Origin of the sequence: Kocuria sp. UBA1838 (assembly GCF_002338785.1) — a bacterium.
Lineage (GTDB): Bacteria > Actinomycetota > Actinomycetes > Actinomycetales > Micrococcaceae > Kocuria > Kocuria marina.
In genome coordinates this window covers 79,618-93,836 of the sequence record NZ_DDIY01000011.1, presented here as the reverse complement: position 1 = coordinate 93,836, position 14,219 = coordinate 79,618, and the positions used below count along the sequence as shown (strand labels likewise).

General features: G+C 69.6%; 11 protein-coding genes. 3 read left to right on the top strand and 8 right to left on the bottom strand.

All coding sequences use genetic code 11. The features are described 5' to 3' along the window. Positions 1–72: 72 nt before the first annotated feature. From B3I25_RS05840 to B3I25_RS05830, 3 genes are all read right to left on the bottom strand, one after another. Positions 73–1,095 carry an LCP family protein gene (locus tag B3I25_RS05840; RefSeq protein ID WP_286738272.1) on the bottom strand — a complete coding sequence of 341 codons (1,023 nt, stop codon included), beginning with the start codon at positions 1,093–1,095 and terminating at the stop codon, positions 73–75. Positions 1,096–1,240: 145 nt separating this feature from the next. Beyond that, positions 1,241–2,305, bottom strand: coding sequence for a lipoyl protein ligase domain-containing protein (locus B3I25_RS05835; RefSeq protein ID WP_286738238.1), 1,065 nt, complete (start codon positions 2,303–2,305; stop codon positions 1,241–1,243). Beyond that, a complete protein-coding gene (locus B3I25_RS05830; RefSeq protein WP_286738237.1) occupies positions 2,306–4,336 on the bottom strand; it encodes a hypothetical protein in 2,031 nt (676 codons plus the stop codon). Between the two features lie 150 nt (positions 4,337–4,486). On the opposite strand from B3I25_RS05830, the gene B3I25_RS05825 reads away from it, so the two are divergent. Together B3I25_RS05825 and B3I25_RS05820 are read left to right on the top strand one after the other, a co-directional pair. Next, positions 4,487–4,747 carry a type B 50S ribosomal protein L31 gene (locus tag B3I25_RS05825; protein WP_035962003.1) on the top strand — a complete coding sequence of 87 codons (261 nt, stop codon included), beginning with the start codon at positions 4,487–4,489 and terminating at the stop codon, positions 4,745–4,747. A 198-nt stretch (positions 4,748–4,945) separates the two neighbouring features. Further along, complete coding sequence (locus B3I25_RS05820) at positions 4,946–6,946, top strand: S8 family serine peptidase (protein ID WP_286738236.1); 2,001 nt, start codon at positions 4,946–4,948, stop codon at positions 6,944–6,946. Between the two features lie 352 nt (positions 6,947–7,298). On the opposite strand, the gene B3I25_RS05815 is transcribed toward B3I25_RS05820, so the two are convergent. The 5 genes from B3I25_RS05815 to B3I25_RS05795 form a co-directional block, all read right to left on the bottom strand. Next, on the bottom strand, positions 7,299–8,129 hold the full coding sequence (locus tag B3I25_RS05815) for a TrmH family RNA methyltransferase (protein WP_286738234.1): 831 nt from the start codon (positions 8,127–8,129) through the stop codon (positions 7,299–7,301). A 94-nt stretch (positions 8,130–8,223) separates the two neighbouring features. Then, positions 8,224–9,108 (bottom strand): sulfite exporter TauE/SafE family protein, encoded by an 885-nt coding sequence (locus B3I25_RS05810; RefSeq protein ID WP_286738232.1) that lies wholly within the window; start codon positions 9,106–9,108, stop codon positions 8,224–8,226. A 30-nt stretch (positions 9,109–9,138) separates the two neighbouring features. Continuing rightward, positions 9,139–9,921 carry an ABC transporter ATP-binding protein gene (locus tag B3I25_RS05805; protein ID WP_131332912.1) on the bottom strand — a complete coding sequence of 261 codons (783 nt, stop codon included), beginning with the start codon at positions 9,919–9,921 and terminating at the stop codon, positions 9,139–9,141. A gap of 66 nt (positions 9,922–9,987) precedes the next feature. Then, a complete protein-coding gene (serB, locus tag B3I25_RS05800; RefSeq protein ID WP_193519513.1) occupies positions 9,988–10,917 on the bottom strand; it encodes a phosphoserine phosphatase SerB in 930 nt (309 codons plus the stop codon). Positions 10,918–11,027: 110 nt separating this feature from the next. After that, the gene (locus B3I25_RS05795; RefSeq protein WP_286738228.1) at positions 11,028–13,259 is read right to left on the bottom strand and encodes an MMPL family transporter; all 2,232 of its coding nucleotides are present in this window, start codon (positions 13,257–13,259) and stop codon (positions 11,028–11,030) included. Between the two features lie 178 nt (positions 13,260–13,437). Here B3I25_RS05795 and B3I25_RS05790 point away from each other — a divergent pair, with 178 nt between their 5' ends. Next, entirely contained in the window at positions 13,438–14,193 is a 756-nt protein-coding gene (locus tag B3I25_RS05790) for a TVP38/TMEM64 family protein (protein ID WP_286738226.1), read from the top strand. Positions 14,194–14,219: the final 26 nt, after the last annotated feature.

Below are 14,219 nucleotides of genomic sequence, written 5' to 3'. Positions count from 1 at the left end.
GGGGGGTTGTGTGCGGTTCATGGGCCTCTCGCGGGGGGTCACGAGTCGGGATGGGTGGGGGTGGTCGAGCGGTTACTGGCCTTGCTGGTCCAGGGACGTGGCGTACTGGTCCAGGGTGCCGTCGGAGATGGCCTTGCCGATCCGTTGCATGGCGTCGGTGTCCGCGACGATGATCGACTGGCCGTCTGCGGAGGTGCCCACGCCGTTGTTGGGCACCGTAAACATGTGGATGTCACTGCTGCTCAGGCCCACGAGCTTGGGGGCCTGTTGGGCGATCCAACCGGAGGTGAGGCCGTCACTCACGGTCAGGTACGGGGAGATCTCCTTGACCACCTCGTTGAGTTTCAGCGGATTGGTCAGGGTGCCGGCACTGACGAGCTTGTTGATCATGGCCTGCAGGTACGCGCGCTGATTGCGCACCCGCTGGTAGTCACCGTCCGAGAACGCATAGCGCTCCCGCACGAACGCGAGCGCCTGTTCCCCGCTCAGCTCCTGGGGCCCGGCCTCGAAGCGGTGTCCGTCCTGGGAGGTGAAGGCCTCGGGGACGTTGACCGTCACCCCGCCCAGGGCGTTGGTGAGGCCCTCGAAGCCCGCGAAGTCCACGAGCGCGACCTCGTCCACGCGGGTCCCGAAGTTCTGCTCGATGGTCTTGACCATGAGCGGCATCCCGCCGTGGTCCAGGGCGGCGTTGATCTTGGACTCCCCCACCCCGGGGATGTCCACCCACGTGTCGCGCATGATGGACATGACGTACATCTGCCCCCCGTCCTCGGGGATGTGCAGCAGCATGATGGAGTCCGCGCGGGAGCCGGTGACGTTGGGGTCCACACCGTCGGGGCGCTTGTCCGAACCCAGGAGCAACACGGTGGTGCCGGCGTCCTGGGCGGAGCCCTTGGCCGGGCGGGCCGACTCCTCGGGGAACGCCGATTCCAGGGTCGAGGCCCCACGATCGAAGTTGCGACCCAGGTTCCACACGAACAGACCGGCGACCACGCCCACCACCAGCAGGAGGGCCAGCACCGTGAGCAGGATGTTGCGTCCGGTGTGTTTTCCGCGCGGGCGGGACTGTTCTTCGTCGAACTCGAACTGGTTCATGGACACGTGGCACTCCGTGGGTGGGGGGGTCGGAATCGAGCGACACTCACCGGACAACGCTGCCGCCACGGCGACGCTGGGGATCACGTCCCGGGGGGGCGGGCCGTCGGTCAGCGGAGCCGTTGATTGCTATCGCACATAGTACCTACGGCACGCGGTGAATCCATCCCTCGGTCCCGAATTTGTGCTCCACCAGCTCCCGGGCGGCGGCGAGTTCGCTGTCTGAGACCTTACCAACACCGGCCGAGTAGCGTTGCGTGAACGTGCGGGTCAGCGCCGAAATCACGTCCCGGCGGGCCAGCCCCGTCTGGCGTCGCAACGGGTCCACGCGCTTCTTCGCGGAGCGGGTGCCCTTGTCCGAGAGCTTCTCCTTGCCGATGCGCAACACGTCCGTCATCTTCTCGGCGTCGATGTCGTAACTCATGGTCACGTGATGCACCATCCCGCCGTTGGCGAAGCGCTTCTGCGCCGCTCCCCCGATCTTGCCCTGGGGCGTGGCGATGTCGTTGAGTGGTACATAGAACGCCTCGACCCCCAGGTCCGCGAAGGCCTGCATGACCCACGCGTCCAGGAACGGGTAGGAATCCGCGAAACTTATCCCGTCCACCAGGGTCTGCGGCACGTACAGCGAGTACGTGATGCAGTTACCGGCCTCCATGAACATGGCCCCACCCCCGGAGACCCGGCGTACCACCTGTATCCCGTGACGCGCGGCCCCCTCCGGGTCCACCTCGTTGCGCACGGACTGGAACGATCCGATCACCACAGCGGGTTCGTCCCAGTCCCAGATCCGCAGCGTGGGACGGCGGTGTCCCGCGCCCACCTCCTTGGCGAGCACCTCGTCCAGCGCGAGGTTCTCGAGGGTGGGGCGCACCTGCGCGGGGATCACCTCCCACGCGTGATCGGACCAGCTCGTGGCCCGGGCCAGCGCTCGGCGCACCGCGATCACCACGGCGCGCGCGTCGAAGCCGAACAGCACGGCGTTGCGCGGCACGGCCGCCTCGATCCGCTCGACCATGTCCTGCGGCGACGTATCCTCGGCCAGACCGGTCAGGGCCGCATTGATGTCCGCGAGCGCCTCGTCCGGTTCCAGGAAGAAGTCCCCGTTGATGGACACGTTCTCCAGGTGTCCGTCCGTGACGTCGAAGTCCGCGACCACCAGTTTCCCGCCGGGGACCTTGTACTCCCCGTGTGCGCTCGTCGTGTTCATTCACTGACCTCCGCTGCGTGTGGTGGCCCGGGGCACCCCCGGTGTGGCCTTCGGGATGGGGGTCCCGTCCCCGGAGGGTGACGCGGTGGCGCTCGGCCGGGCCGTGGCGTGTTCCGTCTCGATGGTAAGCACCGTGGTGGTGCCGGCGGGCAGTGAGACCGCGAACGACGTCGCTCCCGACCGCACCCCAGCGACCTCGGGTCGGTCGGCGGGCGGGGTGATGGGCAGGCCGTAGCCGTCCACGCTCACCGCGCCGTCGGCCGAGGAGCGTAGTGCGTTCTCCACGCTCAGGTGCACGCGCGGGTCCGCGGGGTACGACGACGTCGCCCCCGGCGCGGCGTCGTCCGTCGCCTGCTCCCCGGCTGTAGCGCCGTCGGGTGAGCCCGGGGCGTCCGCGGCGTCGCCCACCGGAGCGGTGGCGCGCCACGAGCCGCCGCGCAACTGGGACTGCGTGACGCGCTGCACCGGCCCGGGCGTGGTGACCGTGGTGGTGCGGGGGCCCGCGGTGGCCGGGTCCCGGAAGTCGGAGAGCACGAGCGAGGTGCTCCCGTCCGCGTGGGTCACCGCGAACGCCGTGAGGTCCTCGGACCCGGTGCGCGCCGGAGTCATGGTGCCCTGCGGAATGCTCGCGATCAACGCGAGCGCGAGGCCGTTGGCGCGCAGCCCGAAGCGTTCGCCGGGCGAGCCCACGGTGCCGTCCGAGCACAGCGGGGACATGGGCGGGCCACCGTGGCACGGGCCCAGGGACGAGTGCGCGGTGACCCGTTCCGCGGCGAGCGCCTGGACCCGGACGGAGTAGTCGGCCTGGTAGACGGCGGCGGCCAGGGTCTCCGTGATCTGGTTCCCGCCGGGGCACGAGGACAGCGAGGTCTCGGTGATCCACAGCGGTACGCGGTGCTCGTCCGCCACGGAGCGGGCGCGGGAGACCAGGGCGTCCACGCGCTCGCGGGTCTGCGGGGCCACCGCGTTGGTCACCGTGGGCTTCTGCCGGGTCCACCGCGTCCCGCACTCGGAGAGTGGGTATTGGTGCAGTGCGAGCGCGAAGGGAGCCGTGCCCGGGGCCTCGGCGGCGACTTCCCACCACGGATCGGAATAGGCCCCCGGTGCCACGATGCGCAGGTGCGGAACCTTCCGGTGCACCGCGCGGGCGTAGGCGGTGAGTTGACGAGCGTAGACCGTCCGGTTCCACTCCGGTCCCTTGACGTTGAGGGGGTCGTCCGAGCCCCGGTGAAACCCGTTGGGCTCGTTACCGATCATCAGCCCCACGAGCCGGTCCCCGAACGTCGCACGTGCGTGTGCGGCCAGATCTGCCGCCCGGTCCGGGTCGTAGCGGGCCAGGTTGGCGCTCAGGATCACGGACGTCCCCGTGCGGTGCGCGAGTGCCGCGACGCGTTCCAGGTCCGCCGGTGTGACCTTGGTGATTTTCTCCCCCTTGGCAAGGGGCCAATTGGTGGGGATCGGTTCGTCGGTCGAGGTGAAGAAGAAGCGCCGGTCCGTGGAATTGCCCCCGAAGCGCAGGGTCGGTTCGTGGAGGGACTGCAGGATCGAGACGAGGTCGTGATTGTCCTCCCCCAACCGAGGGTCCGCCAGGTCCGTGGACTCCAAGGACAGCCCCACGGAACCGTGCCGGTAGTCCTCGTCCCCGGGACTCGCGCGGCCCAGCGTCACCCGCGCGGTGGGATCGTCCTTGCGGGGTGCACTGCCCGGATAGGTCTCGGGGAGGTCCCGGGCGGCCGCCACGAGGCCCGGGTCCACGGCATGCAACGGCGCATTGCGGACCACCCCGGGAACGGGTCCGGTGGGCTCGGGTGCGGGCTTTGCGGACGGGTCGGGCTGCGGTCCCGCGCAGGCGGTCGCGCACAATAGGACGGTGCTCAGGACGGCGAGCGCGCGGCGTCGTACCGGGGGCGTGCGGTGTGGGAGGGACGATGTGCTCGGCCCGGAGAGCGCGGGGGTCTGCGACGAACGGGACGGATCGGGTGACGGTGCGGTGCGCCCGGGGGTGACGGGAGGGCGGGGGGAGGTCCTCACGGGCCCAGTCTAGCGGGGTGCGCGCGGCCCGGATCGACTGTGCGCCGCTGCGGGCGTATCATGGTGCGTTGGTGTGCCCACGTTCGGGTGCGCCGCATCCGAGCAACGCCGTGCCTGGCAAAATCCAGGCACCTACAGAAGGTTGACACCATGAAGGCTGACATTCACCCGGATTATCACCCGGTCCTGTTCCGCGATCTCGCGTCCGGCAAGGTCGTGCTGACCCGTTCCACCGCCACCTCCTCCAAGACGGAGACGTGGGAGGACGGCAACGAGTACCCCATCATCGAGGTGGAGATCTCCTCCGAGTCGCACCCGTTCTACACCGGCAAGCAGCGCATCATGGACTCCGCCGGCCGTGTGGAGCGCTTCAACCAGCGGTTCGCGAACTTCGGGAAGTCCGGCAAGTAAGTCCGACTTCTCCCCCTGACGCCCGGTCCACCCTTCGGTGGGCCGGGCGTTGTCGTGTGCGGGCACATGGGGACATGAAACATGCAATCGTCATCAAAATGTGATCTCTCCCCTAGGATGGTCGAGGCTCTATCCCCCCAGGTTCCGGTGCTCCCCCCCCTCTTTCGTGCCGGGACCACCGAAAGGTCTCCCCCACCTATGAGTTCTACACACCTGCACTCCCCCCTGCCCCCCGCCACCACTCCTCCGTCGGTTGGTTCCATGGGCGCCCTGGTGCGCCGCGCGGTCCTGCCTCTCGCCGTCACCGCCGCATTGGCACTGACCGCACAACCCGCCGTGGCCGCACCCACCAACCCGGCCGCCGGCCCGGATGCCCCCGCCGCCACGGTGCCCTCCGATCCGCCCACCGAATCCGATCGCGTGATCGTGAAGTTCCGCGACACGGCGGCCCCGGAGGCCGCCAAAGAGAAGGTCGTAGACACCGCCGCCCAGCAGGCACTGGGTGACACCAAGACCCCCGAGGTCGAGGAACACGTCAAGCAGACCACCACGCGAGCGGACGTCATCAAACTAGACCGCGAGTTGGACGAGTCCGAGCAGAAGGACCTCGTGCGCGAGATCGAGGCCAATCCCGCCGTCGAATACGCGGAAGCAGACCGGCTCGCCTCCGCGTCCTGGGTGCCCAACGACACCTATACCCAGTTCCAGTGGAGCCTGCTCCCCCAGCAGGGCGGCGTGAACTTCCCCGCCGCGTGGGACATGTCCCGCGGCAACGGACAGACCATCGCCGTGCTGGACACCGGGATCACCCCGCACGGGGACTTGGGCTCCAAGGTGGTGCCCGGACGGGACTTCATCAACGACACGAACCTCTCCCGTGACTACGACCTGCGTGACGCCAACCCCCGCGACGAGGGCGACTGGAGTGCTCCCGGCGAGTGCTCCGCGAGAGCCCGCAACTCCTCGTGGCACGGGACCCACGTGGCCGGTCTCGCCGCCGGTGTGACCCACAACGGTGCGGGGATCAGCGGCGCGGCACCCGGCGCCAAGATCCTCCCCGTGCGCGTGCTCGGCAAGTGCACCAACGGGTGGGTCTCGGACATCGCGGACGGCATCTCGTGGTCCGCGGGTGCTCCCGTGGCCGGACAGCCGGCCAACCGCAATCCCGCGTCCGTGATCAACCTGTCCCTGAACTACCCGGGCCAGTGCGGCACCACGATGCAGAACGCGATCAACACCGCGGTCAGCCGTAAGGTCCCCGTGGTCGTGGCCGCAGGCAACAGCTCGGTCAACGCCGGTGGCACGGCCCCCGCCAACTGCGCGAACACCATCGTGGTGGGCGCCTCGGACACCACGGGCTACACCGCCGGCTACTCCAACACCGGCGCGGTCGTGGACATCCTGGCCCCGGGCGGGACCGTCGCCAACCCCATGCTCTCCACGTTCAACTCCGGCACCACGGTCCCGGGTGCTCCTACTTACGGCAACCTCTACGGGACCTCGATGGCCACCCCGCTGGTCTCCGGCACCGTGGCGCTCATGAAGCAGCGGGACCCCGGGCTCACCCCTGCGCGGATCGAGCAGCTGCTGACCTCCACCGCGAGCGGCCCGCTGGGTTCGCTCAACCTGGACCCCGCCGCCGCCGTGCGCGCCGTCACGCCTCGCACCACCGTCCAGGCGTCCTACACCGCCGCGGGTGGGATCGGTTCCAAGTGGCGTGCCACCGGTGGCGCCGCCAAGTGGGGCAACCCCGTGATGAACGAGGCCAACGCCGCCAACGGTGGTCGCTACCAAGAGTTCGTGAAGAACGGACGCAAGACCACCATTTACTGGAGCCGCTCCACGGGCGCCTACGTGGTGGAGAACCCCACGGCCATCGGTTCCAGGTTCATCGCCGCCGGCCGCGAGCGCGGTTACGGGTACCCCAGCTCGGACGAGCGCCGGGTCCCCGGCGGCGCCTACCAGCTCTTCCGCAACGGGTCCTCGCTCACCAAGGTGCTGTGGACCCCCGCCACGGGCCCTCATGCCGTGAAGGAGACCGGCGGGATCGGTGGCGCGTGGAAGCGCGCGGGCTTCGAACGCGGATGGGGTTGGCCCGTCACGGATGAGTACCGCAGCGGCGGCGAGGTGCTCCAGCGCTTCTCCAACGGCGTGACCGCCCACTGGACCCCCCACCGCGGCGTGTGGACCACCCGCTGACCCCTCCCCCGGTCGCCCCTCCCTCGTGAGGGACATCTACAACGCCGCAGGGCGGTTCCCTTCCCGGGAACCGCCCTGCGGTCATTCCCAGCCCGTATCCGCCGACGGCGCACTGCCACCTCTGCGCCTCGCGCAGCTCCCAGCTACCACCGCGCCGTCCAGCAACTCCGAGGCACTCCGAGGCCACCTGGGCAACTCCTAGGCACTCCGAGGCCACGAAAGACCCCCGCGAATGGCCTCGGGGTGCCCAGAAACTCGTGGGTGGCCTTAGGGTGCCTGGAAGTTCATGGGTGGACATGCGGTGCGGGGCAGCAAGATGGGCCAGGATGGCACCCGGACGAAATCGCGGCGGTCACCCTCGCGGGCGGGTCTCCCAGAACGCCACCGCGCTCGCCGCGGCCACGTTGAGCGAGTCCACGCCGTGGCTCATGGGGATGATCACGTGCCGCTCGGCGTGATGCAGCGTGGCCGCGCTCAGCCCCTGGCCCTCGGTCCCGAGGATCAACGCCAACTTCTCCGGGTGCTCGGCCGCGAGCTCGTCCACCGTGACGGCGTCGTCGGACAGGGCGAGGGCCGCCGTGAGGAACCCTGCATCCTTGACCTGCTGCAGATCCGCGGTCCAGTGCTCCAGGCGCACCCACGGGACCTGGAACACGGTTCCCATGGACACCCGCGCGGCCCGGCGGTAGAGCGGGTCGGCGCAGCGCGGGGTGACCAGAACGGCGTCGACGTCCAGGGCCGCGGCGGAACGGAAGATCGCGCCCACGTTGGTGTGGTCCACGATGTCCTCGAGGATCGCCACGCGCCGTGACCGTGCGAGGACCTCGGTGAGCTCGAGGGGCTCGGGGCGCTGCATGGCCGCGATCGCGCCGCGATGCAGGTGGAACCCGGTGATCCGCTCGAGCACCTCGTCGGAGCCCACGTACACGGGCACGTCGTAGCGTTCGAGCACGTCGCGCAGCCCCTCAACCCACTTCTCGGCCATGAAGAACGAGCGCGGCCGGTGGCCGGCGTCGAGCGCTCTCCGCAGCACCTTGGACGATTCCGCGAGGTAGAGCCCGCGCTCGGGTTCCAGCCGACGCCGCAGGGCCACGTCCGTGAGGCTCGTGTAGTCGGCCACGCGCGGGTCCGCGGGGTCGGTCAGCGGGACGATGCGTTCGGACAGGGGCGCGGGAGTGCTCACGGACATCCTGGGAATCGGAGGAACAAGGCTTTGAACGGACTGGGTTTCGGAAGAACGGGACCCGTCGGACGACAGGAGGGGGGACGAGGAAGGGTCAGAACAACTGGGAAACCATGTTGATCAGCGCCACGAGACCGAGGACCACGATCACGGCGCGCAGCGCCACCGGGGACAGCCGCTTACCGATCTTGGCGCCCAGCCACGACCCCAGAGTGGAGCTCAGGGCGATGAACACCACGACCCACCAGTTGATCCGGTCGAATGCGAGCAGCACGTAGGACACCGCCGCCACGATGTTCACCGCCGCGACCAGGGCGTTCTTGACCGCGTTCGCCGATTGCAGCGGGGCCAGCAGGAACACACCCAGGATGCCCACGAGCAACACGCCCTGCGCGGCCACGAAGTACCCGCCGTAGATGCCCGCGAAGAACACGAGCACGTACAACATCAGGGGCTGCGGGGACCGGTCCACGGCCTCGGTGCCCGTGGCCGCCTCCCCCGCCTGCGGGGCATCCAGGCCGCCGGCCGCGGCGTCCCGGGCCTGACGTTCCTTGCGCTCGCGGACCTTGGCCTGGAGCGTGGGTTGGAACACCACGAATAGCAGCGCGACCACGATCAGCACGGGCGCGGCCACACCGAAGACTTCCTCGGGCAGGTGCAGCAGCAGGGAAGCGCCGATCACACCGCCCAGGATCGAGCACGGCAGCAGTTTCAACAGCGTGCGGGTCAGCCCACGCAGTTCACTGCGGTAGCTCCACGCGCCGGTGAGGTTACCGGCGATCAGCCCCATGGCGTTGGACATGGACGCCGTGACCGGGGGAACCCCCATGGTCACGAGCACCGGGAACGTCACGAGCGTGCCGGACCCCACGATGGTGTTGATCGTCCCGGCCCATAACCCGGCCACGAGGATCAGCAGCACCTGCCACCACTCGAAGCCCACGGTCCCGCCGGAACCGAAGAACTCCGTGGGGACCATGGCTGAGGACAGTGTCAGCATGGAGGCGGATCAGCGGGCGAACGCCGCGTAACGATCGGCCACGCGCACGAGCTTGAGGGGCATGTCGAAGGTGTGGGAGAGATTCTTCTGCGTCATCACCTGCGCCACCGGACCGGCTGCCACGATGGCACCCTCACGCAGCAACAGCGCGTGGGTGAACCCGTCCGGGACCTCCTCGAGGTGGTGGGTCACCATGACCGTGGCCGGGGCGGCCTCGTCCCGGGCGAGTTCATCGAGGCGCTGCACGAGCTTCTCGCGCCCGCCCACATCCAGACCGGCGGCGGGTTCGTCGAGCAACAACAGTTCGGGGTCGGTCATCAGGGCGCGGGCGATCAGAACACGCTTTCGCTCGCCCTCGGACAAGGTGCCGTACGTGCGCTCGCGCAGGGCCCCCAAGCCCCAGGCCTCGAGCAGTTCCTCACTGCGCTGGACGTCGGCGTCGTCGTACTCCTCGCGCCAGCGCCCCGTGACGCCGTAGGCCGCGGTGAGCACCACGTTGGCCACGGTCTCCGCATGCGGGATCTGACCGGCCAGGGGTGCGGAGCTCACACCGATCCGCGGGCGCAGCTCGAAGACGTCCACCGCGCCGAGGATCTCGTCAAGGATGTCCACCATGCCGCGCGTGGGGTGCAACCGGGCGGCGGCGATCGACAACAGCGTGGACTTACCCGCGCCGTTGGGGCCCAGGATGACCCACCGTTCCCCGTCCCGCACGGTCCAGTTCACGCCGTCCAACAGGGTCTTCTCGCCGCGGACCACCGTGACGTCCACCAGATCAAGCACTGAACTCATGACGGCAACTCTAATGCCCCGCGCGCGCCGGTTCGCGGTCCGGCGCTCCGTGGCAGCCCGGCTCGGTCACAGATCCAGGAAGAAGCGCAGGGCGTCCAGGTTGGGGATGCTCACCTGGGTGTCCGCGACCTCCCGCAGCGCGGGCTTGGCCCGGTACGCCACGGACAGCCCGGCTGCGCGGGCCATGTCGATGTCGTTGGCGCCGTCCCCCACGGCCATGACGTCCTCCGGTGCCACGCCCAATTCCTGGGCCCATTGCCCCATGACCTCCGCCTTCATGGCGCGGTCCACGATGCGCCCGGCCACGCGTCCCGTGAGCACGCCGTCCTGGACCTCGAGCTCGTTAGCGGCCGCGCGGGTGAGTTCCAGGTGCGCCGCGAGCGGGTCCAGCACCTGGCTGAAGCCGCCCGAGACCGCGGCCACCGCGTGTCCCTCGCGCAGCAGGGTCTGCACGAGCACCTTGGCTCCGGGTGAGAGCCGTACGGCGGCAGCGACGTCGTCGATCGCCGAGGCGGGCAGTCCCTCCAGGACGGCCACGCGCTCGCGCAGGGACGCCGCGAAGTCGATCTCACCGCGCATCGCGCGTTCCGTGACCGCGGCGACCTCCGCCTCGCGGCCCACGTGGGCGGCGAGCAGTTCGATGACCTCCTGGCGGATGAGTGTGGAATCCACGTCCAGCACCACGAGCTTCTTGCGGGACTGGTCGAACCAGGTGTGCGGCACCACGTTGAGGTCGATCCCCGGCAGCAACTGCCGCTGCGGGTCCGGTTGCAAGGCGCGGCGCAACTGCTGCGGGTCCTCGGTCTGCACGCGCACGGTCAGGGCGTTGTAGCCCTCCACGTCCGCAGCCTGCCCGTCCGACGCGGTCCCCGTGACCCGCACCCAGTTGTGCGTCTCGACCACGGCACCGGCACGTTCCACGGCGTCGAGGACGGCTTCGGTGGCACCGTCCTCCGGGGACACGGCCAGGGCGACGACAGCACAGTTCTGGGACATGGTCGCAGTTTATCGGCCCCGCGGAAGCGCGCACAAAGAAGGCACCGGCACGACGCCGCTCGGCCCGTTCCCGGGCCGCGGGCACGTAAGCCGTGCGGCGTTAGGAAGGCTCAGCGCGGCGTCGTCGGCAGGGCGCGGTGCTTCCCGGGGGTGCCCACGCGCGAGGGCCACCACGAGCGGGGGCCGATGTCCAGGGCCAGGGCGGGCACCAGCAGCGAGCGCACGATGATCGTGTCCATGAGCACGCCGATCGTCACGATGATGGCCAGCTGCACCAGGAACAGGATGGGCAGCACGGCCAGCGCGGCGAACGTCGCGGCCAGCACGATGCCCGCGGAGGTGATGACCCCGCCGGTGGTGATGAGTCCGGCCAGCACGCCCTTGCGGTGGCCCGCGGTGACGACTTCCTCGCGCACGCGGCTCATGAGGAAGATGTTGTAGTCGATCCCCAGCGCCACGAGGAACACGAAGCTGAACAGTGGCACGGTGGGGTCTGCCTGGTTGATGTCCATGAGGTGGAACACCAGGGTGGCCACGCCGAGCGCGGAGAAGAAGGACAGCACGGTGGTGGCGATCAACAGCACGGGCATCAGGATGCTGCGCAGCAACACCATGAGGATGAGCAGGATCACCGCCAGGATGATGGGGATGATCAGCGCGCGGTCACGTTCGGACGCGGCGATCGTGTCCACCTGCACGGCGGTGGTCCCGCCGATCTTCGCGTCGGGGGTGATCCCGGCGAGATCGTCGCGTAAGCGGGTGACCGTGGCCTGGGCCTCCTCGGAGTCGGACGCGTAGGTGAGGGTCGCCTGGATCAGCACGTCCCCGTTGCTCACGGTGGGTTCCGCGTTCGCCAGGGGTCCGCCCTGCGGCGTGGGATACGGCAGGGTCCCGTTCGGGGAGTCCTGGGCGGTGAACGCGACGGACGCGACGTCGTCGTCCTGGGACAACCGCTCGGCAACCGCCTGGGCGTCCTCCTGCGGGGCCAGGACGTACACGGGATCCCCCGCGCCGCCCGGGAAGTGACGCTCGATGACCGCCAGACCGTCGCGGGCCTCGGACTCCCCCAGCACGAATTCGGACTGCGGGACGCCGTCCGCGTCGAGCTGGCTCGCGCCCACGGCGGCGGCGCCCAGCACGACGGCGCACGCGAGCCATACCGCGCGCGACCTCCGGTCCACGAGGCGCGCCACGGAGGGCCACAGCCCCTTGTGGTCGTAGGGGTTCATGGCCTGCTCGTGGGTCTCGGGGTTCTCGTCCACGCGCGGCATCTTGGGCCACAGGGCCACCCGACCGAACAGGGCGAGCAGCGCCGGCAACAGCGTGAGACCGGCGAGGATCGCGAAGACCACGCCCATGGCGGTGGCCGGGCCCACGCCGCGGTTGGAGGTCAGGGCGGAGAACAGCAGGCACAACAGACCCGCGATGACCGTGGTCCCGGACGCCAGCACGGCGGGCACGGTGCCCTTCCAGGCCATACGGGTCGCGGTCCAGCGCGACGGCGTGTGGTGCAGGGCCTCGCGGAACCGCGCGGTGTAGAGCAGCCCGTAGTCGGTGGCCGCACCGATCACCACGATCGACATGATCCCCTGCGTCTGCCCGCTGAGATCGATCCAGCCCTGCTGGGCCAGGAAGTAGACGGTGATGATCGCCCCGCACAGCGCGCCCACGCTCGTGAGCAACACTAGGAACGGCAACAGCGGCGAGCGGTAGACGATCACCAGGATCACGAGCACCGCCACGAGGGCCACGATCAGCAGCAGCCCGTCGATACCCGCGAACGCCGCCGAGAGGTCCGCCACGAGTCCCGCCGGACCGGTCACGGCCACCGACAGTCCCTCGGGGGTGTCCTCGGCCAGTCGCTCGCGCAGGTGTTCGACCACGGTGCCGGTGTCCGCCTCCGAGCTCACCAGGGCGATGATCTCCACGGCCTTGCCGTCCTCGCTCGGGATGGGCGGGGAGACCTCCAGGACGTCCTGGATCTCACCCAGGGCCTGCGCGTTCGTCCCGATCGCGCGTAGTTGCCGCGGCGTGATCTCGTTCTCGGACTCCATGACCACGATGGCCGGCACACCGTCCGAATCCTGGAACTCCCCGAGCCGGTCCTGTACCTGTGTGGCCTGCGAGTCCACGGGCAGGAAGTCCGTCTGCGAGTTGGACACCACGTCCGAGAGCTTGCCGAACGTGGGTCCGCCCACGCCCATGACCCCCAGCCACGCAAGCACGAGCACCACGGGGATCAGCCGGCGCACCCACCCCGGCCGCTTTCCGCCCGCGTCCGGTCCGGCGCTCTTGGTGTCCTCCGCGTGCTCGGGGACGGGGCGGGTGGGGCTACTGGGCATGTCTCACCTGTGAGGTCTCGGCGCGGGGGTGGTCACTGGTCGTGCCCCCGCGGGGCCGACTCCGATGACGCTGCGCTGCGGGCAGCTGCTCCCATCGTAGGGGTTACACCCGTCACCTTCGCGGTCATCGGGGGCCACAAACGCCCGCCCGTGGATGCTGGTCGTACAGTGGGTGCCCGTGGCCACCCGTTTCCAGCCCGAACCCTCCCCGGACGACTCCTCGGCCGGGGAGGCGTCGAGCGCATCCTCCGGCCCGGACGACGGCGACTCGATGAGCAGCTGGGTCACGTGGGCCCGTAACGCCGCACTGATCCTGGTGCTCGTGCTCATGGTGTGGCTCGCGTTCACCGTGCACCTGCCGAGCCAGGCCGAACTCGAGGCCACGATTGAGGGCTACGGCTGGGCCGGCTGGCTCGTGTTCATCCTCATCTACGCGATCGTGGCGATGACCCCGATCCCCGTGACGATCATGGCGGTCACGGCCGGCGTGCTCTTCGGTGCGACCCTGGGCAGCGTGTTCTCCGTCGTGGCCGCGCTGATCGGCGGCTGGGGTGGCTATTGGCTCGCGCGGGGACTCGGGAAGCAGACGACCCGCAAGATCATGGGCAAGCACGCGGACACCGTGGAGAACTACCTCACCGGGGCGGGCTTCGAGGCTGTGGCCACGCTGCGATTGGCCCCCGGGATCCCCTATTGGCCGGTCAATTACGGATGCGGTGCGTTGGGAATCCCCCAGAGCGTGTTCCTCTCCGCGAGTGCCCTGACCGTGATCCCCGGACAGGTGGCCCTCGTGGGGCTGGGGGCGCTGGCCACGGATCCCACGTGGGCACACCTGATCGTGTTCGGTGTGGCGTGCCTGGTGAGTGTCGTGGCAACGATCATCGCGTTTCGCCGCTGGCGCTCGGTGGCCGCGCAGAACCGCAGAGGGCACTAGCCGGCGGAGGGCACCGCCGACGCCTG

Coding starts and splice junctions, on each gene's coding strand:
- B3I25_RS05820 (WP_286738236.1), top strand. CDS start 4,946: ATGAGTTCTACACACCTGCACTCCCCCCTGCCCCCCGCCACCACTCCT.
- B3I25_RS05825 (WP_035962003.1), top strand. CDS start 4,487: ATGAAGGCTGACATTCACCCGGATTATCACCCGGTCCTGTTCCGCGAT.
- B3I25_RS05805 (WP_131332912.1), bottom strand. CDS start 9,921: ATGAGTTCAGTGCTTGATCTGGTGGACGTCACGGTGGTCCGCGGCGAG.
- B3I25_RS05810 (WP_286738232.1), bottom strand. CDS start 9,108: ATGGTCCCCACGGAGTTCTTCGGTTCCGGCGGGACCGTGGGCTTCGAG.
- B3I25_RS05795 (WP_286738228.1), bottom strand. CDS start 13,259: ATGCCCAGTAGCCCCACCCGCCCCGTCCCCGAGCACGCGGAGGACACC.
- serB (WP_193519513.1), bottom strand. CDS start 10,917: ATGTCCCAGAACTGTGCTGTCGTCGCCCTGGCCGTGTCCCCGGAGGAC.
- B3I25_RS05835 (WP_286738238.1), bottom strand. CDS start 2,305: ATGAACACGACGAGCGCACACGGGGAGTACAAGGTCCCCGGCGGGAAA.
- B3I25_RS05840 (WP_286738272.1), bottom strand. CDS start 1,095: ATGAACCAGTTCGAGTTCGACGAAGAACAGTCCCGCCCGCGCGGAAAA.